Annotated in this window: 19 protein-coding genes and 1 tRNA gene; 14 read left to right on the top strand and 6 right to left on the bottom strand. The window is 74.1% G+C overall.

Annotated elements, in window-relative coordinates; genetic code table 11:
• Window positions 1-2 precede the first annotated feature (2 nt).
• The 5 genes from WMF28_RS12130 to WMF28_RS12110 form a co-directional block, all read right to left on the bottom strand.
• Window positions 3-767: a hypothetical protein gene (locus tag WMF28_RS12130; RefSeq protein ID WP_437602348.1), complete on the bottom strand. Its 765-nt coding sequence runs from the start codon at window positions 765-767 to the stop codon at window positions 3-5.
• Window positions 757-2,088: an ABC transporter ATP-binding protein gene (locus WMF28_RS12125; protein ID WP_437602347.1), complete on the bottom strand. Its 1,332-nt coding sequence runs from the start codon at window positions 2,086-2,088 to the stop codon at window positions 757-759. Before WMF28_RS12125 ends, WMF28_RS12130 begins: the two co-directional genes overlap by 11 nt.
• The gene (locus WMF28_RS12120) at window positions 2,085-2,825 is read right to left on the bottom strand and encodes a hypothetical protein (RefSeq protein WP_437602346.1); all 741 of its coding nucleotides are present in this window, start codon (window positions 2,823-2,825) and stop codon (window positions 2,085-2,087) included. Before WMF28_RS12120 ends, WMF28_RS12125 begins: the two co-directional genes overlap by 4 nt.
• A 182-nt stretch (window positions 2,826-3,007) precedes the next feature.
• A complete protein-coding gene (locus WMF28_RS12115) occupies window positions 3,008-4,297 on the bottom strand; it encodes a formylglycine-generating enzyme family protein (RefSeq protein ID WP_437602345.1) in 1,290 nt (429 codons plus the stop codon).
• Window positions 4,298-4,301: 4 nt separating this feature from the next.
• Window positions 4,302-5,747: a sigma-54-dependent transcriptional regulator gene (locus tag WMF28_RS12110; protein WP_437604248.1), complete on the bottom strand. Its 1,446-nt coding sequence runs from the start codon at window positions 5,745-5,747 to the stop codon at window positions 4,302-4,304.
• A 351-nt stretch (window positions 5,748-6,098) separates the two neighbouring features.
• On the opposite strand from WMF28_RS12110, the gene WMF28_RS12105 reads away from it, so the two are divergent.
• From WMF28_RS12105 to cyaY, 10 genes are all read left to right on the top strand, one after another.
• A complete protein-coding gene (locus tag WMF28_RS12105) occupies window positions 6,099-6,905 on the top strand; it encodes a tetratricopeptide repeat protein (RefSeq protein ID WP_437602344.1) in 807 nt (268 codons plus the stop codon).
• Between the two features lie 145 nt (window positions 6,906-7,050).
• On the top strand, window positions 7,051-8,286 hold the full coding sequence (locus tag WMF28_RS12100; RefSeq protein ID WP_437602343.1) for a hypothetical protein: 1,236 nt from the start codon (window positions 7,051-7,053) through the stop codon (window positions 8,284-8,286).
• On the top strand, window positions 8,283-9,548 hold the full coding sequence (locus WMF28_RS12095) for a hypothetical protein (protein WP_437602342.1): 1,266 nt from the start codon (window positions 8,283-8,285) through the stop codon (window positions 9,546-9,548). Before WMF28_RS12100 ends, WMF28_RS12095 begins: the two co-directional genes overlap by 4 nt.
• A gap of 11 nt (window positions 9,549-9,559) precedes the next feature.
• A complete protein-coding gene (locus WMF28_RS12090) occupies window positions 9,560-10,138 on the top strand; it encodes a hypothetical protein (RefSeq protein ID WP_437602341.1) in 579 nt (192 codons plus the stop codon).
• 177 nt (window positions 10,139-10,315) lie between these two features.
• Window positions 10,316-11,017 (top strand): winged helix-turn-helix domain-containing protein, encoded by a 702-nt coding sequence (locus tag WMF28_RS12085; protein WP_437602340.1) that lies wholly within the window; start codon window positions 10,316-10,318, stop codon window positions 11,015-11,017.
• 3 nt (window positions 11,018-11,020) lie between these two features.
• Complete coding sequence (locus WMF28_RS12080) at window positions 11,021-12,394, top strand: histidine kinase dimerization/phospho-acceptor domain-containing protein (protein ID WP_437602339.1); 1,374 nt, start codon at window positions 11,021-11,023, stop codon at window positions 12,392-12,394.
• Between the two features lie 285 nt (window positions 12,395-12,679).
• Entirely contained in the window at window positions 12,680-13,420 is a 741-nt protein-coding gene (uppS, locus tag WMF28_RS12075; protein WP_437602338.1) for a polyprenyl diphosphate synthase, read from the top strand.
• Between the two features lie 105 nt (window positions 13,421-13,525).
• A tRNA-Arg gene (locus WMF28_RS12070) sits at window positions 13,526-13,599 on the top strand.
• A 64-nt stretch (window positions 13,600-13,663) separates the two neighbouring features.
• Complete coding sequence (locus tag WMF28_RS12065) at window positions 13,664-13,945, top strand: hypothetical protein (protein WP_437602337.1); 282 nt, start codon at window positions 13,664-13,666, stop codon at window positions 13,943-13,945.
• A 108-nt stretch (window positions 13,946-14,053) separates the two neighbouring features.
• A complete protein-coding gene (cyaY, locus tag WMF28_RS12060; protein ID WP_437602336.1) occupies window positions 14,054-14,392 on the top strand; it encodes an iron donor protein CyaY in 339 nt (112 codons plus the stop codon).
• 10 nt (window positions 14,393-14,402) lie between these two features.
• Here cyaY and WMF28_RS12055 read toward each other — a convergent pair whose 3' ends face one another.
• Window positions 14,403-15,929 (bottom strand): hypothetical protein, encoded by a 1,527-nt coding sequence (locus tag WMF28_RS12055; RefSeq protein WP_437602335.1) that lies wholly within the window; start codon window positions 15,927-15,929, stop codon window positions 14,403-14,405.
• Between the two features lie 446 nt (window positions 15,930-16,375).
• Between WMF28_RS12055 and WMF28_RS12050 the strand changes: the two genes are divergently transcribed.
• The 4 genes from WMF28_RS12050 to WMF28_RS12035 all read left to right on the top strand — a co-directional run bounded on the left by WMF28_RS12050 (window position 16,376) and on the right by WMF28_RS12035 (window position 23,495).
• Complete coding sequence (locus tag WMF28_RS12050; RefSeq protein ID WP_437602334.1) at window positions 16,376-18,583, top strand: pseudouridine synthase; 2,208 nt, start codon at window positions 16,376-16,378, stop codon at window positions 18,581-18,583.
• Between the two features lie 230 nt (window positions 18,584-18,813).
• On the top strand, window positions 18,814-20,301 hold the full coding sequence (locus WMF28_RS12045) for an HD domain-containing phosphohydrolase (RefSeq protein WP_437602333.1): 1,488 nt from the start codon (window positions 18,814-18,816) through the stop codon (window positions 20,299-20,301).
• 2 nt (window positions 20,302-20,303) lie between these two features.
• Window positions 20,304-21,152, top strand: a complete 849-nt coding sequence (gene lipB / locus WMF28_RS12040; RefSeq protein ID WP_437602332.1) for a lipoyl(octanoyl) transferase LipB — start codon at window positions 20,304-20,306, stop codon at window positions 21,150-21,152.
• 84 nt (window positions 21,153-21,236) lie between these two features.
• On the top strand, window positions 21,237-23,495 hold the full coding sequence (locus WMF28_RS12035; RefSeq protein ID WP_437602331.1) for a hypothetical protein: 2,259 nt from the start codon (window positions 21,237-21,239) through the stop codon (window positions 23,493-23,495).
• Window positions 23,496-23,634: the final 139 nt, after the last annotated feature.

Genomic DNA, 23,634 nt, shown 5'->3' with positions numbered 1-23,634 from the left:
CGCTACTCCCTGCAGCGAGCGGACGCGGCGAGCACGAGAAGAACGGCGCTCAGCGCGAGCAAGCCGGCGCTCGCCGCCTGCCCGAGCCCGAGCGGCGAGGGACCGCCGAGGAGGTTCACGGCGTTGCCCCGGGGCAACAGCGCGCCGACCACCCCGGCCGAGCCCCCGAAAAGGAAGTCGGCCGCGAGCGGCACGAAGCGGCCGAGGCCGCGCCGGAGAAAGGTCGCGCCGAGCGAGAACCAGCCAGCGTAGGCGGCGCCGGTGAGCGCGCCGATCCACCCACTGATGAGCATGTCTCGGACCAACGGCGCAGCGCCGGGGCCCCGGGCGGCCGCGACGACAACGACGGCGAGCAACGCGCCCACCAGAGCGGCGGTGAGGGCTGTGGTCAGAGCGATGCCGAGCGCGACATGGTGGGAGGAAGCGCCGAAGCGGGCCGCCGGCCAGGCCGCGTCGCGCAGCGCGGCGCGATCGGCGGCGTCAGCGGCGAGGGCGAAGATCGTGATCGGCGTGACGACGCGGAACGTGGCGAGCAGCGCCCGGTCGACGGCCCCGGAAGACCCGAAAGCGGCCTCGATGACCGCCGCCGCGGCGGCGAGCGCGACGCCGAGACCGAGCGCCAGCAGCGGGCGCCGCGCGAGGAGGCGGCTCAGGGCCATCTCCATCCCGAGCCGGACGCCCACCAGCGCGGGCGTCCTCCGCTCGGAGCCCCCCGCCGCAGGAGGCGCAGGCTGCGCTGCTTCGACCGGGGCGCTCTCACCTGTCATGCTGGCGTCCTGCCTCCGTGGCGTGTGGCGAGCCATCGGTCACCGGCGCGTCGGCCCCGATCTGTCCGCCGGAAGCAGTGCCGGCGGGCGCCGCCGGCTGCATGTCCGCGAGCGCTGCGCCGGGCGGCACCGCGCTGGGCAGCGGCGGGCCGGGCGGCTCCGGGCCGGGCGGCTCCTGGCCGAGTGGCTCCTGGCCGGGTGGCGCCGGCGCGTCGAACGCCGCAACGGCGACCGGACCCTGGGGCGGCGCGCCGGGCAGCGGCGCAGCGCCGGCCCCCACAGGCGCGCCGAAGGGCCGGGCCGGGCGAACGGCGGCCAGCCGCAGCGCGGTCGCAGCCCGCACGTCGTGCAGCGACGGGGCCGGGGAAGAGATCGCGATCAGCGTGACGTCCTCCCGGGCAGCCGCGTCCAGGATCGCGAGCGCCGCCGCCTCCCGGTCGGCAGCCCGGATCCGCAGCGCCGAGGACGCCTCGACCGGCCCCTGCTCCCACGCGCCCGCGCGGACGGCGGGAGAGCCCGCGAGCGCGGCGGCGAGCGCGCGAGCGCCGGGCGCGCCGGGCGCCCGCTCATGGACCAGCACGTGGAGCTCGACCTCGGCCCCTCCGGCGCCGGGCGCGGCCGAGCTCGGGGCGCCGGCGAGGCGCTCGCCGTCGCCGGGCTCGGTCCGGGCGACGACGCCGCGATCGAGCACGTGGATGCGATCCGCGAGGGCGCTCGCGTCCACCGTCGAGGACGTGATGAGCACGACGCAGGCGCCGTCCGCCGCGAGCGCGCGCAGGCGCTCGCGGACCGGCGCCGGCGACGACACGGCGACGTCGGCGAACGGCTCGACGAGGCAGAGCAGGAGCGGCTGGGGCACCCCCAGGGCGAGCGACAGCTCGATCGCCCGGGCCTCGGCGAAGCTCAGCGAAGCCCTGCGGCGGGCGAGGAGCGGCGCGAGGCCGAGCGGATCGAGCAGCGCCGCGGCGCTGCTCGCGGGCGCGCCGCGGGCCCGGAGCGCCACGGACATGCAGGAGGCAACCGACGCACCGTCGGGCAGCTCCGGGGCGATGGAGAGCACGCCGATCCGCGCCCGCGTCGCCGCGCTCCGGAACGGGTCGCGCCCCGCGACGAGGACGCGGCCGGCGAGGGGCGCGGCGCGCCCGGCGAGCACCTCGGCGAGGGCCAGCGTCCCGTCCTCCGGAGCGCCGAGGACCGCGTGCACGCCCGGGCCGAGCGCCGCCGCCGCGCCGAAGAGGCTCCCCCGCGGGCGCCCCGCCTCGCCGGCGCTGTCGCGCGCGCGCACGCCATCGAGCACCACGATGGGCCCGCCCGGGATCATCCGGCGGGGGCCCCGGCCGAGCGGGCCGCGAAGGAGAGGAACGCGCCGAGCGCGCCCGGGATCGACCACCTCGAGTCGCCGGCGAGGTCGGCGAGGGCCCAGGGGACGAGGATCAGCGCCAGGAACAGGGCGCGCCCTCGCGCGCCGGCGATGCGGCCGCTCGCCGAGGCGAGGCCGCCGAGCGTCACGCCGGAGACGACGCCGAACAGGGCGAGCGCGGCGCCGAAGGCGAGGTGATGGAGGGCGAGCAGCGCCGAGCCGGAGAGGAGCGCCGCGAGCGTCGAGAGCATGGCCAGCGGGAGCGCCACGACGCGCGCGATCTCCAGCATCGCGGCGAGGCTGCGCGCGCCGTGGAGCGGGGCCCGCGAGATCCCCCGCGCCGCGGCGAGCGCCTCGATGCCGTCGCGGCGGTCGGACGCGGGCCGATCGTGCGCCGCGGCGAGGGCGATGGGGCCGGCGGCCGCCCACGCGAGCCCGCGCGCCGCGGACCCGAGCAGGCCCTCCAGCGCCGTCGTCCCGTCGTCCAGCCGGAGCACGAGCGCCGCGACGCCGTACCCGAGCGAGATCAGCGCCGCCATGGCGAGGCCGAGCTGCCCCCCGCGCGCGCCGCGCAGCCGCGCGCAGCCGAGCGCGACCGCGGCGCGCAGCGCCTTCTGCACGGCCGCGCGCCGCCGCCCGGGATCGTCCGGACGCCTGCTCGGCGCATCGCGCGGTTCGGGATCGTGCGGGCGGGTCATCGAAGGGGGCGTGCGGACAGAGCGGCGGCGACGCGCGCAGCTAGCGCTGCCCTTCCAGGCGCGCGGGCGCAAGGCCAATGTGGCACGCGCCGAGGCGCGCCGTTGGAATGTGGTCGCGCCGTACGCCGGCGCCACCCCCGCCGCGAGCAGGGAGCCTCTGCGCGCAGCGGGAGCCCCCTGCCCTAGTCGAACGAGAGCCCGCGACGGCCCTTGTGCTTGCGCTTGCGCTCCTTGTCGGCGACGCCGATCTTCCCCCACTCGTAGGTGATGCGACGGCGGAAGACGCCCAGCGCATCGCCGCCGTAGAGCAGGAGCTCGCGCGGGGAGTCCGTCTCCCCGATCGTGGGCTCCCAGAGGTCCGACGGGACGAACACGAGCAGCGCGGGCGCGCTCAGGTGCATCCGCGCGATGAGGAGCCCGCACGTCGCCCTGTCGCCCGGCCGCGCTCGCTTCGCGCGCTTGCCGCGCCCGCGCGGCCCCTCTTTCGCGCCGCCCGGGCGCACGCAGCCGCCGCCGAGCACGAGCTCCTCGTTTCCCCGGGGGTGCCAGGTCCACATGCGCTCGACCTTGAACGCATCCTCGGACGATCCGGCCTGGGCCGCGGCGCGCACCTCCTCCGGCACGAGCTCCGCGAGCTGCGCCGCGACGCGCGCGTCGAGGAGCGGCTCCAGCCGGAGCGGGCGATCGCGCGTCACCTCGAGCACCACCTCGAAGCTGTTCACGTCCCCGGCGCAGCAGCGCACGCCGACCTCGGGGCGGCGCGTGTCCGGCTTGACGCCGCGCCCGTGGGCGCAGCGCCCCACGAGATCGCCCGAAGGCCCGTTGCCCCCGCGCAGCGTCACGAGCCCCGGCTTGCCGCTGCCCCGCTGCCACTGGCTCGAGGTCCAGGTCCAGACACCGCCATGGAGATCGTGCACCCCGAACGCGCTCACGCACCCGGCGTTCACCCCGTTCGGCGTCAGCACCCGGCTCTGCCCGGTCGCGCACGCCGACGCCTTGTACGCGTCGCCGTACTCGTACGTGGTGTTCACCGGCCCCTTGCAGGCCCGCTCGACCTCGAGCTCCGTGCAGAGGCGCTTGCCCTGCGCCTCGCAGAGCGCGCGCGCCTCGTCCTGCGTGATGTTCGTGGTCGGGATCGCGCCGACCTCGTTGGGGAACGAGAAGACGTCGATGTAGAAGCCGTGCATCACGACCTGCGCGCCCGCCATCTCCTCGTCGGCGATGCGCGGCAGCCGGTCCGGCGGCGTGCCCGCGATGAGCACGCCCTTCGGGATCCACGCCATGCCGGGGCGCGGCTCCGGCTCGGGCTGGCCCACGTCCCAGGGCGGCGCGGCGTCGAGGTCCGCGTCCGTGCCGGGCGAGGCGCCGCCGCGCTCGCACCCGAGGGACGCCGAGAGGACGGCGAGCGACACGGCAGCCGCGAAGGCCTTCCCTCTCGGCGTGCGGACGGAGCGCTGCTCGCCGGGGCCCACGGGCTCACTCGGGGTCGCGTTCGCGGAGGTTCAGCTCCTTCATCTTGAGCTGAAGCCCCTTGCGCGAGATCTTGAGGAGCCGCGCGGCGTGGGTGACGTTGCCGTGCGTCTGCTTGAGGGCGCGCTCGATGAGGTCGCGCTCGAGCTTGCTCATCGCCGCCTTGACCTGCTCCTTCAGGCCGTCGGGCGTCGACGGCGCGAGGGACGTGTCCGCGGCCGCAGCAGCGAGCGGCAGCGAGGCGCCGGGCGTCGACGTGGCGCCGCTGCGGATCTCCTCCGGCAGGTCGTCGAGGCGGATGCGCGAGCCGTCGGCGAAGAGGAGCGCGCGCTCGACGACGTTCTCGAGCTCGCGGATGTTCCCCGGCCACGCGTGCGACGACAGCCGCTCGAGCGCGTCGGGCTCGATGCCCTCGATGCTCTTCTTGAGGCGCGCGTTGAACTTCGCGACGAAGTGGGCGCAGAGGTGGGGGATGTCACTCCGCCGGTCGCGCAGCGCAGGGAGCGCGATCGGGACGACGTTGAGCCGGTAGAAGAGGTCTTCGCGGAACGTTCCCACAGCGATCTCCCGCTTGAGATCGCGGTTCGTGGCGGCGACGAGGCGGACGTCGACGTGGATGGTCTTGATGCCCCCCACCCGCTCGAACTCGCTCTCCTGCAGGACGCGCAGGAGCTTCACCTGCATCTCGTTCGGGATCTCGCCGATCTCGTCGAGGAAGAGCGTCCCGCCGGAGGCGAGCTCGAAGCGCCCCGGCTTGGAGCCGACCGCGCCCGTGAAGGCGCCGCGCTCGTAGCCGAAGAGCTCCGACTCCATGAGATCCTTCGGGATGGCCGCGCAGTTGACCTTGATGAACGGCCGGTCGCGCCGGCTGGAGTTCTCGTGCAGCGCCCGCGCGACGAGCTCCTTCCCGGTGCCGCTCTCGCCGCTGATGAGCACCGTGGTCGGCGTGTCGGCGACCCGCTCGAGGATCGCGTAGAGCTCCTGGATCGGCGGGCTCTCGCCGATGATGCCGAAGCGGTCGGAGCCCCCGCGGGGCGGCGCCGCGGACACGTCGCGCGTGGCGTCCGCGCTCGCGAGATCGCGGGTGCGGAGGGCCTTCTTCACGACGACGCGCACCTCGTTCTGATCGAACGGCTTCGTGATGTAGTCGAACGCGCCCGTCTTGAGCGCCTCGACGGCGTTGTCGACGGTCCCGTGCGCTGTGAGGAGCACGACGGGGCGCGAGGGGTCGTCGCGGAGCGCGGCCCGGAGCAGGTCCATGCCGTCGACCTTGGGCATCCGGAGATCGGTGATGACCAGATCGATGTGGTGCTCCTTCAGGAACGCGAGCCCTTCCTCGCCGTCTTCGGCGGTGTGGACCTCGTAGCCATCCCGGCCGAGCTGGGCGCTGAGGACCCGCCGGAGGTTCGCCTCGTCATCGACGACGAGGATCTGCTTCTTTTCGGGGAGCATCACCGGGCGAGACTAGCAGAACCGGCAACCAGGCAAGCGCCGTGACCGCCCCTTGATGCTCCAGGTTGGTCGCCGCGCGCGCGACGTGCGCGTCCTCGACACCGCGCACCGCGCTCCGCGTGGCCGCGCCGACGGGCGCTCCGGGGCTCCTCCCCGCCGCCTCGCTCGGCCGCCCGCCCTGCCGGTCGACGGGCCGAACGCATTGCCCCGGAGTCCGCCGTGATTCCTTTTTCTCGCTGCCGGCGAGACGGATCAGTATGCTGCGCCCACTTCTCGTGGAGGGCGGCTCGGATGCGTGTGCTTCGGACTTGGCTGGTCGGTCTCGGCGCGGGGATGTTCCTCGCTGCGGGGTTGGCCGTAGCAGGAGATCCGGCCATCGAGTACCCCGAGTGCTACCGCACCGCCACGCCCGCGGACCTGGAAGGCGCCAAGGGCGCGCACAAGGCCGCCACGCAGTTCTACGAGCGGGCCGACTACGACCGCGCCATCCAGTACTGGAAGGACGCTTACCAGCTCGACTGCACGGCGCACCCCGTGCTCATCAACATCGCCAACGCGTACGAGAAGAAGGGCGATCGCGCCGAGGCGGTCACCGCGCTGGAGACGTACCTCGCCCGCACGCCGGACGCGAGCGACACCCAGACGATCCGGGACAAGATCCAGAATCTCAAGAACGCCATCCGGCCGACGCCGACCCCGACCGCCAGCGAGTCCGCGTCGGCAGCCGTGCCGCCTCCGACGGATCCTACCGCCTCGGCGGCCCCGAGCTTTCCCGTGGAGCCGCCTCCCCCGCCGCTGCCCCCCTATGGCTACGCCCCGTGGGTCGCGACGGGCGCCGGCGTCGTCACGCTGCTGGTCGGCGGGATCCTGACCTCGAGCGGCTTCGCGGACATCGGCGCCGCCGAGGACAGCTGCCCGTCGCGCATCAACTGTGAGCCGGACGTGGCCGATCAGGGCAACCAGGGCCGCACCCACGCGACCGTTGGCGGCGTGCTCCTCGGGCTCGGCGCTGCCGGCGTCGCCGGAGGCCTCATCTGGGAGCTCGGGTTCAATCAGCCCCGACCGGTCGCCGGCATGCCTGCGCCCGCCGCCGGGGTCCGGCTGACCCCGGTCGCCGGTCCAGGTGCGGCCGGGCTCGGCGTGTCCGGCCGCTTCTGAGCAGGCTTCCCGGCGAGCCGCTGGCCTCCGTGCGGGCGCAGCTGCGACACGGCCGGCGGCCTCGGGTCGGCGAGATCTGCCGGCACGGGGAACGAGGGACCGCAGGCGGACGAGCGATCGCCGGCGTATCGTCTACTCTTCTACCGTGCGCCTCCGCTCCTCCGCCCGCCGCCTCCTGTCCTCCGCCCGCCTCCTCCTGACAAGGTGCTCTCTGAACAGGATCGCGCTTCCGGGCGCGCTGCTCGCCGCGCTGTCGGTCGCGGGGGCGGCGGTGCTCGCCGGCGGGCAGGACCCGGCGCCCGCGATCTCCCGGATCGGTCGTCTCCTCGTGCCTCCGGCGCGCGCGGCGCCCGCTCCGCGTTCCGCGGCCGCCAGCGTCGCGCTCCTCGCGACCTCGCCGGGGGGCGCCCGGACGACGCTCCACATCGCCGCCGTCGGAGGAGCGCAGGTCGGCCCCGCGCTCGCCACGATCCGGCACCTGAGCGACGCGGTGGTCCGCGCCCGCGTCGTGCCGCGAACGCCGATCGTCGTCGCGACCGCCGACACGAGCCCGGCCCGCGATCGCTCGTTCAACGCGAGCCTCTTCCGCATCGCGCCGCACGCGGAGCCCGTCGCCCTCTGCGACCGCGTGGTGCACGCGAGCCGCCCGCTGGTCACCGCCGACGGGCGCGTCTTCGTCTCGCGCGGCGTCGCCGGCCCGGAGCCGCCGCGGGACGGCGACCTCGCGCGGCTGCGGGTCGACGCGCTCACCATCGACGAGGTCGACCTCGTCACCGGCGCGACGCGCACCGCCCACAGGCACACGGGCTACCTCGCCTTCCTCGCCGGCGAGTGGAACGGCGAGCTCGTCGTCTACCGCGTCTCCCCCGGGTCGGCCGACATCGTCCTCGTCGACCCCGACTCCGGCACGACGCGCGTGATCGCCCCGTCGATCCCGCCGTTCGCGCGCGATTTCTCGATCGACGCGGCGACGGGCGCGCTCGTGTTCCAGGAGCGGCACGAGACGAATCCCGGCATGTGGGTCATCGATCGCATCGATCTCGCCCGAGGCAAGCGCACCCGGCTCGAGGTGAGCGCGAGCAACGGCCTCGCCCCGCACGTCTGGCCGGGCGGAGGGCTCGCGTACACGCCCACCCGCGCCACCGGGCTCTTCCTTGTCGGCGCCCGCGCGAGGGTCCGCGGCCCGCTCGGCGCCGGCGTCGACGCCATCCAGGCCGTCTCGTCGGACGCGGCGTGGGTGGCCGCGCTGCACACGAACCCCTCCACGTTCGCCGTGCCGTTCGCGATCCACGTGGAGAGCGGGGAGGTCGCCGCGATCCCCGCGCCGTCCGGAGCGCGCATCGCCGTCGCCGGCTTCACCACCGCGAAGGAGGAGCCGTGAGGAGCCGCCCTCTCCTGATCCTGGCGGCGATCTCCGCGGCCACGCTGGTCGCGCCGGCCGCCCGCGCGGCGTACTGCCCCTGCTTCACCGCGTCGAGCGCCTACAACGATCGCGGCTGCGCGATCGAGGCCGTGCCCGGGATCAACCCATCGGTCGCGGAGTGGAACGCCATCTTCGACCGCGTCGCGCGGGGCCCCGCGGCCTGGGGGGACGCCGGCCCGGCGACCTTCGACCTCGGCCAGGGCTGCGATCAACCCGAGGCGCCGCGGCAGATCCCCGCGGCCTTCCCCTGCGAGCTGCTGAAGGCGATCGCCATGCAGGAGTCGGGGTGGCAGCAGTTCTGCGAGCCGGACCGCCCCATGGACCAGGCGGGGGCGAGCTCGCGAACGATCATCTCGTTCGACTGCGGCTACGGCGCCTCGCAGATCACGAGCGGCATGCGCAGCGGCGATAGCCCCGATTTCGATCCGCGCCGCGTGGCCGCCGACCCGACCTACAACGCGGCCACCGGCACGCACATCCTCGCGATGAAGTGGAAAGCCACGCGCTGCGTCGGCGACCGGCAACCGGCGATCGTCGAGCACTGGTACAGCGCCGTGTGGGCCTACAACGGGCTCTCGTACGTGAACAACCCGAACAACCCCAACTACGACGCGGGGCGCGGCGTCTACGATCCGGCGATCGGCGGCGCTGTTCCGTACCAGGAGCGGGTGTTCGGCCGGATGGAGCACACCGGCGGGCGCTGGGAGGGGACCGAGGTCGCCTACCCGGCCCTGGGCGAGATCGGCGGCAGCGGCGCGCCGGCCGCGCTCTCCGAGCCGCGCTGCGCTTCGCCGACGGACTGCACGCGAACGCGCCCCCTCCACGTCACGCGCTGCGTGGACGACGGCGGCGCGGACGGCGACGGCGGCGCGGACGGCGACGGCGGCGCGGGCGGCAGAGGCGGCAGCGGTGGCGCGGACGGCAGCGACGGCGCGGACGGCAGAGGCGGGACAGGTGGCGCGGACGGCAGCGGTGGACCGGACGGCGACGCTGGAGGCCCGCCCGTCACGGCTGGCCAGGGAGGCTCCGGCCGCCCCTTGGACGACGAGGAGAACGACGACGAGACGACCTCGACGAGGGTGGGCATCTACGGCCGGTGCTCCTGCGACGTGCCCGGGAGCGGCGCCGCCGCCGGCGCGGCGTCCTGGATGGCGCTCGGCGCCGGAGGGCTCGCCGCGGCGTGGCGGCGGAGGCTTCCGAGGCGTCGTCGCACGGACTAACCTCGCCGCGCATGCCACCTTCGCTCGGATCCGAGCTCATCGCAGCGTGGGCTGCCCGGCGTGGCCTCGCCTTCACCTCGCGCCCCGACGAGGCCTGGTTCCGTCGCTGGGAGCCGTACGACACGATCGCGCCCCCCTCCGCGTACCTCTCCGCGTGCACGTGGACGGCGAACCCCGGGCACGCCGTCATCGCCGAGCCCTGGTACGCGGACGGCGACGCCGAGCCGCTCGAGCGATCGCTGCTCGGTTTCGCGACGCACCCGGCGCTCCAGCACCGCGCCGCGATGCGCGTCGGCGAGCATTTCTTGACCCGCGTCGCCTTCATCGAGAGCCCCCCGCCGCCCAGGGTCGTCCTCGACGACGCGCTCTGGGACGCCCACGTGACGACATTCGCCGCCTCCGCGCGCGAGGCGGCCGCCGCGTTCCATCCGCGCCTCCGCAAGCTCCTCGCCCGCCGCGGCTTCCAGGGGCACCTCGAGCTCCGCCCCGGCGGGCTCGTCGTGCACTGCGCCGGCCTGCGGCCCATCCCGGAGCACTACGACCGGCTGCTCGGCATCGTGCGCGAGCTCGTCAACGCGGCGCTCCCGTGAACGCAAGGCGCCCGTGAGCGCCCCGCAAGCTCCCGTAATCCAACGCACACACGCGCTTACGCGCGCAAAGTCATGTAAGCACGCGTAATCACACACAAATACGCGACAATACAACAACGCGGCCCCGCCGGCCAGCCCTGTCGACGCGTCCGCCGCGCCGTTCTAGGCTCCCCGATCATGGCCAAGGTCCTGGTCGTCGAGGATGAGCCGGCCATCGCCGAGTCCATCGCCTATTTCCTGCGCCGCGACGGGTTCGCGGCCACGGTCACCACCACGCTCGCGGCCGCGGAGCGGGAGATCGACCATGCGGACCTCATCATCCTCGATCTGATGCTCCCCGACGGCAGCGGCTTCGATCTCATCGGCCAGGTGCGGCGGAGCGCCGCGCGCGCCGCGATCATCGTCCTGTCGAGCCGCGACAGCGAGGCCGACCGCGTCGCCGCGCTCGAGACAGGCGCCGACGACTACGTGACAAAGCCGTTCTCGCCGCGGGAGATCGTCGCGCGGGTGCGCGCCGTCCTGCGCCGCGCCGCGCGGCCGTCGCTGTCCGACGCCGCCCCCGCGCCGCTGCCGCTCATGGTCGACGAGGCCACGCGGCGGGCGCACGTCAACGGCCAGAAGGTCGACCTCACCCGCGTCGAGTTCGATCTGCTCGCCTGCATGCTCGCCGCGCCGGGCAGGGTGTTCACGCGCGCGCAGCTCATCGACCGGGTCTGGGGCGACGGGTTCGCGATCACCGACAGGACCATCGACTCGCACGTGAAGGGGCTCCGGAAGAAGGTCGTCGAGGCCGGGGGCGACGCCGACCTCATCGAGACGGTGCGCGGCGTCGGCTACCGCGTCACCGACAAGCCGAGCCGCACGGAAGGCGGCGGCTAGCGCATGGTGCGCCTCGTCGTCACCGCCGCGGCGGCGGTCTCGCTCATCCTGCTCGTCGCGCTGTTCGCCTCCCGCCTCGTCCGGGTCCGGACGGCCGGGATGAGCATCCGGATGCAGATCTTCATCGCGCTCGGCGGCATCGTCGGCGCGTTCGCGTTCGGGCTCGGGCTGCTCGTCATCGATCGCATCGAGGCGCGCGCGACGCTGCTCGCCGAGGGCAGCGCGCGCGACGAGGCGGCCGCGTTCGCCGCCGTCGCCGCGATGGAGATGGAGGTCCGCGACGTCGACCTCGCGGCCGTGCGCGCGCTCGACGGCGAGGCCGACGGCCCCACCGCCCAGAGCATCGCGCTGCTCGACCCGGAGGGGCGCGTGCTCCGGGCGCGCGGCGCCTCGCCGGGCGAGCCCGGCACCGTCTTCGTGACCTCGCCCATCGAGGTCCGCGGCCGGCGCGTCGGGAGCGTGCAGGTCGTGAAGCCGACCATCGTGGTGCAGCGGATGGTCGCCGACTTCGCCCCGCCGATCCTCGTGATCAGCACGGTGCTCGGCGCCGCGGCGGCGCTCTCGTCCTTCCTGATCGGCCGCACCATCGCGACGCCGATCGAGACGCTCACCGAGTTCGCCGTGCGCGTGAGCGAGGGGGAGGTGCGCGCGGCGCCGCCGCCGGCCCAGGGCCGCGAGGTCCAGCGGCTGACGCGCGCCATCGACTCGATGCGGCGCCAGATCGAGGGCCGCCCCTTCGTCGAGACGTTCGCCGCGGATCTCTCGCACGAGCTCAAGAACCCGGTCGCCGCGATCCGCGCGAGCGCCGAGGTGCTCTCGGAGGCGCTCGACGACCCCGAGGAGGCCGCCCGCTTCGTCGCGCGCATCCGCGAGGCGGTCACGCGGATCGAGGCGCTCCTCGGCGAGCTCCTGTCGCTCGCGCGCCTCGAGGCGCGCGGCGTGGAGCACGCCGCGGTCGTCGACCTCGTCGCGATCGCGCAGGCCGCCGCGGCGCGGGCGCGCGAGCGCGGCAGCCGCGTCGAGCTCGACACGCCGAGCTCGGCGACCGTGCGCGGCGACGAGCTCTGGCTGTCGCGCGCGCTCGACAACCTGCTCGACAACGCGCGCACGCACGGCGATGCCGCGGCCCCCATCCAGATCGCCGTATCCCGCCTGGGCGGACAGGTCGCGATCGCGATCCGCAACCGCGGCGAGCTCGGGCGGCACGTCGCTGGCCGCCTGTTCCGCCGGTTTGTGACGACCCGCGCCGACCGGGGCGGCACCGGCCTCGGCCTCGCGATCGTCAAGGCGATCGCCGAGGCCCACAGCGGCTCGGCCGAGTGCACCCACCGCGGGCCGCCCGCGGTCGAGTTCAAGATCTCGCTGCCGGGGGCCTGAGCTGGTGGACCCATGAGCTCCCCCGCTTCGCCTCACCTCCCCGGCGAGGATCCGGGTTTCCGGGAGGTTTCCCCGATTTGCCGGTGCGTCAAATCGAGGGTGCGAAGGCGCGACCGACGATCGGGCGGAGCGATCCGAGCGGCGCGCGCTAAGGTCGACGGACAGCGGCGCTTGAGCTCACGCGCGCCATCCTCCACAGAACCTCCACAATCGCATCACCGTCGCCCCCCCCACGGCGCTGATGCTCGGCGCAAAGTGCGTCGTCGTCCCGACCCAGGAAAGCCCATGACGTCCAGCACCCTCCCCAAGCACGTCGCGATCATCCTCGATGGCAATGGCCGCTGGGCAGCGGCTCGGGGCCTCGCCCGTATGCAGGGGCACCAGCACGGCGCGCAGGCCGTGCGCCTCTCGGTGCGCGCCTGCCGCGATCGCGGCATCCCGTACCTCACGCTCTACGCGTTCAGCGTGGCGAACTGGTCGCGGCCCAAGGACGAGATCGACGCGCTGATGCGCATCTGCCAGGAGTTCGCCGAGGGGGAGCACGACGAGCTGATCCGGCGCGGCATCGCGGTGCAGGTGGTCGGCGACCTCGAGGAAATCCCGACCCCGACGCGGCGCGCGATGGAGAAGCTCGTGGAGGACACCTCGGGGGGCACCGAGATGACCCTCGCCCTCGCGCTGAGCTACGGCGGCCGCCGCGACATGGCGAACGCGATGCGCGCGCTCGCGGTCCGCGCGCGCGCCGGGCTGGTCATCCCGGAGGAGATCAACGAGAAATCGCTCCGCAACTTCCTGACGACCAGCTCGATGCCGGATCCGGATCTCATCATCCGCACCGGCGGCGAGAAGCGGCTCAGCGACTTCCTGCTCTTCGAGGCCGCGTACGCGGAGCTGTTCTTCACCGACACGCTCTGGCCCGACTTCGCCGAAGCGACCTTCGACGAGGCGCTCGCGACCTACGCCCGGCGGCAGCGGCGTTACGGCCGGACCGGCGAGCAGGTCCGGCGGCTGGTCGCGTCGAGCTGAACGGGCACCGGCGGGGCGCCGCGCCCGTGCCCGCCGCACCCGCGTCGCTCGTTGCGCTCGATTCCGGGGCCGCGATGCAGTACGAAAGACGCGCTTGTCGTCCAAGCGCCCGTAGCTCAGCTGGATAGAGCAGCGGCCTTCTAAGCCGCGGGTCGCAGGTTCGAATCCTGCCGGGCGTGCCGAACGTCCTCTGTGCGTCGCTTGACGGTCCTGCCCGCAGCGGACCACCATGTTCCTGGAGCCATGGAAAAGCGGGGCGCGCTCGTGCTGGGAGGTCTGGTGCTGGGCGCGGCCTGCGCGCTCGCGGCAGGGCGGGTGCGCGCCCAGGTGCCCGCGCCGAGCCTCCCCGCCCCGCGATGGGAGCAGGATTGCGAGCAGACGCACGGCGTGGAGGAAGCGCGCGCCGTCGCCAAGGCGCGCGGGGAGAGCGGCTGGGAGCTCGTGGCGCTGGACGCCGGCGTGATGTGCTTCAAGAGGCCGGCCCCGGCGCCTCTGAAGCCGGCCGAGCCCTGGCCGGGCTACTGACGCATCGGCGCGGCGCGCGGCGCCTCCCTGCCCGCCGTTCGAGGCGCAGCGGCCCCCCCGGGCGCTTCCCCGTACCGCCGGGGCGCGCGCCGTTGTAAGTCGATCGGCATGAGCGGAGAGCCCCTGTCGGAGCGAGAGTTCGACGCCGTGGCCGATCGGTCGCTGCGCGCGCTGGATCGGGCGATCAATGAGATCCCCGACGGTGTCGAGGCCGACCTGCAGAGCGGCATCCTCACCCTGGAGTTCGAGGACGGCATCAAGTACATCGTCAACAGCCACCGCGCGGCGCGGCAGATCTGGATGGCCGCCGAGCGGGCCGCGTGGCACTTCGACTACCGGCAGTCCGAGGGCCGGTGGCTGGCGCAGAAGACCGGCGAGGAGCTCTGGAGCACGCTCGAGGCCGTGCTCTCCCGGAAGCTCGGCCGCGCCGTGAAGCTCGATCGCTGAGCCCCGCCGCTCACAGCGCGAAGCGGATCCCGAGCGCTCCGAGCGGGCCCGTCACGGAGGCGCCGACCCGCAGATCGAAGGCGACGCGGTCCCACGGGCGGAACGCGAGGCCGATCTCGGGGAAGAGGAGCCATGGATAGACGACCGGCTTCAGGCCCTGGGGCCTCCCCTTGGGACGGGTGAACCAGCTCGGCTCGACATAGCCGGGGTAATGATTCGCGTCGTAGTCGAGCTGGTTGCAGTACCGGAAGCTCCCGGCCGGGTTGTTCGGTCCGCGGCACTTCACGTAGCGGTACGGGTCTCCCGGCACGAAAGAGCTCTGGTCGCCGGGGACGGCGTCGCCCGGGTACGCCTGGGTCCGGTAGAGCTCGCCCATGAACATCCAGCCCACGCCGAGGCCCGCCCCGACGCGGAAGGCGAACAGCTCATCGCGATCGAGCGGGATGTTCCAGACCAGGCGAACATCCGCCTGGAGCGCCTGGAGATCGCTCTCGATGATCTCGTAGTCGGTGTCGGGGTGCCCCTTCGGCTTGAACGGCGTCTCGTGCAGCCGGAGGCGCGCGTAGGCGACGGAGAAGACGAGATCGAACCGCCCGAGCCTCTTGGACAGCGAGACGTCTCCGCCGGGGAAGAGGGCATGCCGTCCCCCTTCTCCGAAGAGCTCGAACATGACCTGGGGGACGAAGAAGCCCCGAAAGCCGGCGCCGAGCCACACGCTCCGTTGCTTGCGCACAGCCGGCGGCGTGGGCTCGGGCATCTCCACCGGCGGCTTCGCCTTCTCCTCGGCGCTCGCCGCGACGCGCGGCTTGCCTTCGACCGGCTTCGGCGGCTCCTTCTCCGGCGGCTTCGTCGCCGCGGGCTCCGGCGGCTCCTTCTCCGGCGGCTTCTTCTCCGACGGCTTCGTCGCCGCGGGCTTCGGCGGCTTCTTCTCCGGAGGCTTCGTCGCCGCGGGCTTCGGCGGCGGCTTCGTCGCGCTGACCTTCGGCTTGAGGCGCAGCTTGATCACGCGCCGCTGCTTCTCCTTCAGCGTGATCTTCTGCGTGAGCTCCGCGTACCCATCGGCCCGGGCGACGATCACCAGCCGCTTGCCGGGATCGAATCGCTGCGGTCTCGATGGATCCCGGGTCGCCGCGCCGTCGATCTCGATGACGAGCCCCTCGTAGGGCTCCACCGGCGCAACGACGAGCGTCGGGATGCGCCCGTCGAGCTGCGGCGCCTTCTTCTTGGCCGATGTGATGGCCGCGACATCGCGCGCGTCGTAACCGGGCTGCTTTTTCTCGCTCGCGACCGTGTGATAAATCTCGCTGGCCTTCAGCATGTCGCCCTGCTTCACGTAGCAGTCGGCGAGCGGGACCGCAGAGCTCGGGCGATGCCGCTGGCGCTCGGCGGATTCGAGGAGCGGGATCGCCCGCTTGCATTGTCCGCCTTTGGCCGCGTTGATGCCCTGGTTCGCCTCCTTGTCGCCCGGCGCGGCGAGCGCCGCGTGGGCGAACAGCAGAGCCAGAACGCCGAAGAGAGAAGCGATCGGAAGACGCAAGAGGCGCTCAGTCTACCACCTCATCCGCGGCGCGCGCGGGATGGACGCGCCCGCTGCGACGCTGCGACCACGGATGTCGCGAACGGCGCGGCGGCTCGAGGTACGGAGCAGCGCGAGGCGCCTCCCACATTGGCGCCTGCATCCCCAGATGGCCGCCCCGACGGAGCGAGCGCGGCCTGGACGGCCCGCCGTCCGGGCGATCGCGCGGGCCGCCGGGGGAGACACGGTGCTTTGCCGGGATCCCGAGCGTCCCCCGGAGGCGTGCCCGGAACGCCGAAGCGCTGCAGACGAAAAGCTCGACGGACTCCTCTTTACACCTTCGACGCTGGCCGAGAGCCCCTGTAAGCTCCCCCGGAATGGCTTCCGGCGCAGGTATCGAAGAACCGCACGGGCTGGGCGAGAGCACCAGCGCAGAGGGATCGGGCGGCGGCGTTTTGTCCGGACCCGTGCGGCGTACATTGAAGGCAGGCGAGATCCCGAACACCCTGATCGAGTGCGGGCACTCGGTCGAGTGCGCGGGCTGTCCGCTCATCGCGGGTGATTACGCAGAGCAGCTCAGCACGAAGCGCGCGCGGGTCGTGTCCGCCGCCGCGCACTACCCGTCGCTCCAGCTGCTCCAGACGAGCCCGGTCATCCCGGCCGATCCGATCACCGGCTATCGCGGTCGAGCGAAGCTCATCGTCGCCCCCTCCGGCGCGATCGGGCTGTACGGCCGCACGGGGCATCACGAGGTCGTCGACATCCCTGGCTGCAGGGTCCTCGCCCCGGCCCTCGCCGCGGTGACCTCGCGGCTCCGCGAGCTGATCGCGTCCCCACCGCCGGAGGTCCGGCCGCTGCTCCTGCCGTACGATCCGGCGAGGGGCGGCGTGCTCCGCGCGCTCGATCTGCGCGAGGTCCACCTCGCGCCCGGGACGCCGCTCTTCGCGGAGATGGGGGCGACCGAGGACAACCCGGCGTTCGTGCTGATCACGTTCGTCCTCCAGCGCGAGCGCGCGTGTACGCGCGACGAGCTGCGGGAGGCCGGCCGCGCCATCCGCCAGATGCTCCCCCGCGTCATCGGCATCGCGGCGAACTTCCACGACGCGGAGGCGCCGCAGATCCTCGGGCCCGAGACGATCGTGCTCGATGGCGTCTCGCACGCGGAGGACCGGATCGGGCAGACCTACCACATCGCCGCGTTCGGCTCGTTCGTGCAGGCGCACCGCGCGCAGGCCGCGCGCGTGCACGCCCTCCTGCTCCGCGAGATCGCGTCGCTCGAGAACGACGGGCCCGTGATCGAGGGCGAGGCGCCGATGGGCCCGGCCTCCCGGCGCAAGGAGCCCCCGCGCGTCCTCGATCTGTACGGCGGCTCGGGCGCGATCTCGCTCGCCCTGGCGCAAGGCGGCAACCGGGTCCTGATGGTCGAGTCGTTCGCGCCCGCGGCGGCGAACGCGCGCGCCGCGGCGGAGGCGCAGGGGCTGAGCCAGCGCATCGAGGTGCGCACCGGCGACGTCTCGGAGATCGTGAGCTCCCTCGTCAACAGCACGGAGAAGTTCGACGGCATCGTGGTGAACCCGCCGCGCCGCGGCGTCTCCCCGACGGCGCGCGAGGCGATCGCGCGCCTCGGCGCGCCGCTGCTCGTCTACGTCTCGTGCGATCCCGACACGCTCGCGCGCGACCTCGATCACTTCTGCCGCCTCGGGTACTCGTCGACGGAGCTCACCCCGCTCGACATGATCCCGCTCACGGAGGAGATCGAGACGATCGCCGCCCTCCGCAGGACGCCCCCTCCGGCGCCGAAGGTCATCTACGACGACGACGACGTGCTGGTCGTCGAGAAGGGCCCGCACGAGCCGGTGGCCACGCAGCCCGAGTACCTCGGCTCGCTGCTCGCCCGCTGCGCCCGCATCCCCGGCAACACAACGACGCCCGTCATCGTGCACGCGCTGGATCCGGGCACGAGCGGCCTGGTCATGCTGGCGCGCAACGAGGAGGCGGCCGCGCGCTGGGGCGAGGCGCTCACGAAGACGGGGCGCCTCATCTACCTGGCCGCGGCCAAGGGCGTCACGCCGGGCAAGGGCGCGATCACCCGCGATCTCCGCGAGGGGACACGCACGTACACGGCGCGCACGCGCTACCGCCGCCTCGCGGTCGCCTCGGGCCACTCGATCCTCCGCGTCATCCCGGACGGCGGGCGCACGCACCAGATCCGGCGGCACCTCGCCGCGATCGGCCACCCGATCCTCGGCGACGAGCGCTACGGCCACGTGCCCACGAACCGCTACTTCGAGGAGAAGCACGGGCTCGATCGCTCGTTCGTGCACCTCGTGCGCATCGAGATCGAGCACCCCCGCACCGGGGTGAAGATGATCATCGAGTCGACGCTGCCCGGCGATCTGCGCTCGGCGCTCGAGCGCTCGACCGGGCCGTCGGTCCTCCGCTTCCTCGAGCAGAAGCACGCCCTCGGCGAGCAGCGGGCGGTCGCCGTGCTGACGACCGCCACGGACGAGCCCGCTCCGAGCAGCAGGATGATCCCGCTGCGCACCGAGGACGCCGAGTCCGCGCCGCCTCCCTCCATCCGCAGCCCCGGGCCCATCTCGATCCGCGTCCCGGATCTGGACGAGTCGCCGCGGACCATCCGGCACCCCATCGTCTCGACCGGCGACGAGGACTGAGCGGCCCCGCGCCGCGCGCGGGCAGGAGACCGACCGGCCGGCCGCCGCGGCCCGTGGCGCGGCGGCGACCACCTCGCTCGCGGCGGCCGCCCCCTTCCCCGCAGCGCCATCCACCGTACCTGGGCGCCGCAGGTCCGTTGGATCTCAAAGGGCGTGGGTCCGCCTGTGTGCCCGACCCGCCCACCTTGGAGCGATGGGCTGCGAGCGGATCTGGTAGGCTTGCCGGCCGCATGTCCACGTTTCCAGAAGACCGCCCTCGCATCCTCGTCGTGGACGACGAGAAGGTGATCCGCGACATGCTGGCCGACTTCCTCGGCATGGAGGGCTACTACGTTCGCACTGCAGAGGACGGCACCAGCGCCCTGAGCGAGCTCACGAAGGGTCATTACGACCTCGTGATCAGCGACCTCAAGATGCCGCGGATGGGCGGCATCGCGCTGCTGGACGAGATCGGCAAGACGGCGCCGAACGCGCTCACGGTCATCATGACGGGCTTCGGCACCGTCGAGACCGCGATCGACGCCATGAAGCGCGGCGCCTACGACTACGTGCTCAAGCCGTTCAAGCTGGACGAGGTGGTGCACGTGGTCCAGCGCGGCATCGAGAAGCAGCGGATGGCCGCGGAGAACATCCGGCTGCGCGAGGCGGTGTCGCTCTACAAGGTGAGCGAGGCCATCGCGGCGAGCCTCTCGCTCGACCAGGTGCTCGATACCGTCGCGGACAGCTGTCTCCACGAGGTGCGCGGCGATCTCATCTCGACGTGGCTCGACGACGGCGAGGGCAGCTTCTTCGAGCGGCAGCACCTCCGCGGCCCGTCGGTCCCGACGGGGGCCGACCTCGGCCGGCTCGACCCGGCGCTCGTGCTCGATCACTTTCGTCCCGAGGCGCTGCTCCTCGAGCAGGGCATGAAGGGGCTCAGGTTCTTCGCGGCGGAGCCGGCGCTGCCGCTCCAGTCGCTGGTCGCCGTGCCGCTCCGCATCCAGAAGCGGGTCATGGGCTTCGTCGCCGTCGCGTCGTTCACCCGGACGAAGCGCTTCGACGAGGGGCAGCGCAAGCTGCTCAGCATCATCGGATCGCGCGCCGCGGCGGCGATCGAGAACGCGCGCCTCTACCAGGACCTCCAGGCGACGTTCCAGCAGACGATCGAGGGCCTCGCCAAGGCCATCGACAAGATGGACCGCTACACCGCGGGCCACTCGGATCGGGTCGCCGTCTACGCGGTGATGCTGGCGCAGCGGCTCGGCCTCGGCCCGATCGAGATCGAGATCGTCCGGCAGAGCGCGCTCATGCACGACATCGGCAAGATCGGGTGCGTGCTCAACCTGAACAAGCCGGGCAAGCTCACGAACGACGAGTACGAGGTGTTCAAGCGGCACCCCGTCTACGGGCGCGACATCCTCGAGCCGATCAAGTTCCTGCACCCGCTCATCCCCGGCGTGCACCTGCACCACGAGCGCTGGGATGGGCGCGGCTACCCGCTCCGGATGCGTGGCAACGAGATCCCGATCATCGCGCGCATCATCTCCGTGGCCGACACGTACGACGCGATGACGAGCGATCGCTCGTACCGCCGCGCGCTCCCGCACGAGGTCGCGGTGGCCGAGATCGAGCGGTGCTCGGGCTCGCAGTTCGACCCCGAGGTCGCGGCCAGCTTCACGACGCACATCGAGGCGTACCGCGACGAGCGGCGGGCGCGCGGCGAGAAGGTCCCCGAGTAGCCATGCCGACCAACCCGCTCCGCGATCTCCTGCAGCCCGCGAGGGACCAGGGCGCCCCGCTCGGGGCGCCGAAGCCGCGGAGCGCGCGCGCCGTGTGGATCGGCCGGCGCCGCTACGCCCCGATCCACGATCTTCAGAAGCAGCTCGTCGAGGCGCGCGCGCAGGGGCGGCTCGGCGACACGATCCTCCTCCTGGAGCACGAGCCCGTCATCACGCTCGGCCCGCGGGCGAACCCGGAGAACGTGCTGCTCGACTCCGGCGCGCTGAACGAGCGCGACATCGACCTCGTCGCGACGGGCCGCGGGGGCGACGTCACCTACCACGGCCCCGGCCAGCTCGTGTGCTACCCGCTGCTCGATCTGCGGCCGGACCGGTGCGACGTGCGCAAGTACGTGCGGTCGCTCGCGGAGGTGATGATCCTGCTCGCGCGCGAGCACCACGTCGAGGGCGGCGTGGTCGACGGGATGATCGGCGTCTGGGTCGATCGCGCGGCCCCGGAGGAGTGGGGCGGCGCCGAGTGGGCGCGCGAGATCGCCAAGCTCGGCGCGATCGGCGTGCGCCTGTCGCGCTGGCTCACGATGCACGGCTTCGCGTTCAACATCGCGATCGACCTCGCGGCGTTCGAACTGATCGTGCCCTGCGGTATCCGCGATCACGGGGTGACGTCGCTCCACCAGCTCACCGGACGGAAGCTCACCGTCGCCGAGGTCGCCCTCGCCAGCGCCCCGCAGCTCGCCCGCGGGCTCGATCTCGACGTCGCCCGCGTGGAGGATCTGTCGGCGGTCGCCGATCTCGCCGGCGCGCTGATCGCCCCGGAGGCCGTGGCCGGCGAGGGCCGGGGCGCTCGATAGCGAGCGCCCGGCGGACGACGCCGCGCGATGGGCCGCGCCGCCGAGGCAGTGTCGCTCGGCCGCGCCGTGGGCTAAAGCCGTCCCGTGCGCGCGCAGCCCACGATACGGCCCCGTGAAAGCGACGGCTCCCTTGTGCACCGCGGCGCCTCGGCGGCGCGGCCGCGCTGGCGGCGGCCCCTCGCCCTGGGGCTCGCCACGGCGGCCGTGGCGCTGCTCGTGTTCGCGCTGCTCGCCCCCGTCGCGCTGGTCTTCGCCGGCAGGCGCAGCGCCGCGGCGTGCCTCGCGTCGATCGAGGCGCCGCGCGGCCCCGCGTTGCCCGACTGCCGGCCCGAGATCCGCTGGTTCCCGCTGCCGTCGCGGCTGCCGTGGACTTACCGGACGGCGAGCACGCTGGCCGAGGAGCTCGGCGCGCGCACCGCGGTCGCCGGGTACATCGACGCCGCCGTCGGCCGGCCGGATCGCGCGGCGCTCGCCGGCGCGACCGCGGCGGTGGCGACGGCTGAGGCCGCGGTCGCCGCCGGCTCCAGGCGCATCACGTTCGACGAGCTGGGGCCCGCGGGCGGCGCGCCGAGCCTCGCGCGCGAGGCGGCGCGCCTCGGCGATCGCCGCACGCTCCTGGAGCAGCCGGATCGCTGGGCCGACTGGCACGTGCGCGTGCACACCCTCCGCGCGGCGCTCACCGAGGGCGACCTGCAGCGCGCGCTCGCGATCGCGACACGCTACGCGGGGATGGACCCCCGCGACGAGGATCTGCGCACGACGGTCGCCGCGATCCTCTGCCTTGGCACGGGAGCAGAAGCCAAGCGAGGCGTCGAGCTCCTGACGCTGACCCAGGACGACCGGGCATCGAAGCGCCACGCGGGCATGGTGCGCAACTGGGGCGAGGTCCGCGCCGTCCTGGTCGCCTGCGCTGCCCGGGCCGGCGTCGAGCCCCCGCCGATGCCGGAAGACCCCGAGGCCGGCCTGGCCGACGCCGTGGAGGCGCGGCTCGCGCAGCGCGCCCGCCTCGCCGCCGACCGCGAGGACGCCGCCGAGGCGAAGCAGCGCGCCGTGCGCGCGATCCGGGATCTGCTCGCCGCCGCCGCCGCGCTCGATCCGGACGCCCGCGGCGACCTGCTCGCCGTCGTGCTGGCGGAGGGCGGAACGCTCGACGCGACCGAAGCCGCCGCGCTCGCGCGGCCGGAGCCGGACGAGACCGAGGAGGCCGACGTCGCCCTCGGAGGCGCCGTGGCCGCCCCGGCACGCGGCGCGACCGGCGCTGCGCTGGCGCTGCGCGCGGGCTCGCTGCGCGCGCTCGACTGGCTCCCGGAGCGAGGGCTCGCGCGGCCCGCGATCGCCGGGGCGCTGCGCGCGCGCGCGGCGGCGCGCGCCGCCGAGCTGGCCGCCGACCCTCAGCTATCGCCGGCCGATGGCGACGCCCTGCGCGCCGCCGCGGGAGCCCTCGCGCTGCAGGCCGCCCGCGAGCTCGCCCTCGAGGGCGACGCGCCCCGGGCGATCGACGCGCTGGATCGCCTCGGCGCGCTCGCCCCGGAGCTCGCCCCGGAGGCGGCGCGCGCGCTCGCTCGATCGAGCGTGTGGACCCTCGCCGGCGATCGCGATCGCGCGCTCGACCGGATCGAGCGCGTCGACCTCGCCGCGGCGCCGCCGGCCCTCCACGCGGCCGTGCTCCTGCAGCGCGCCGAGCTCCTCGCCTCGCTCGGGCGCCGGATCGAGGCCGCGCGCGCGGCCGTGCTCGCGGATGAGGCGGCCGCCGCCGCGCGCGCGGCGCGCCCCGGCGATGCGCCCTCGGGGCTCGCCGGGCTCGCGCTGCTCGACGCTCGCGCGCGGTGGACCCGGCTCGCCCTCGCCCTCCCCGGGAGCGGCGAGCCGCTCCGGCAGGGCAGCCCGCCCGCGCTGCTGCCGGCGGACCTCTCCGCCGCCTGGCCGTGGGTCGGCTTCGCGCGCCCCGACGCCCCCTGGGCGCGCGCCGGCCAGCCGGCGTTCTCGCGCGCGCTCGCCGCCTGGAGCGCCGCGCGCGACGCGCCGCCGCCCACGCGCCGCGCGCTCCGCTACGCCGCCCTCCGCCGCCGCGGCGACGCGCCGCCCGCGCTCGTCCCGTACGCCGCGCTCTCGGCGCAGCTGCTCGGCGACGGTGAAGGGGACGCCGAGGTGTGGCTCGACGCCTTCCTCGCGCTCGACGCTCCCCGCTTCTCGCTCCGGCACACCGCCTTCGCCCGGGCCGAGGCGGCGCGATGGCGCGGCGACGAGGACAGCGCGGCCGCATGGCAACGCCGGTACGAGGCCCTGCGCGCCGTGGCCTCCGACCCGGCCCGCGCCGAGATCGCGCGCTACCTCGGCCTCTGAGACCTGCGCGCAGAGCACCTCGCCCCGGGACGGACTCCACCGCCAGAGCGTTCCGTGGCATGCCTTGAAAAACCTGGAGAGCGCGTCATCGACCCGCTGGCGGTGGTGGCGCTCGGTTCCTACGCTACAGCCTGGCTCG

Source organism: Sorangium sp. So ce590, from assembly GCF_051521365.1.
In the GTDB taxonomy this organism is placed as follows: domain Bacteria; phylum Myxococcota_A; class Polyangia; order Polyangiales; family Polyangiaceae; genus Sorangium.
Note: the sequence above shows the minus strand (reverse complement) of the source record. Positions and strands in the feature narration are given on the sequence as shown.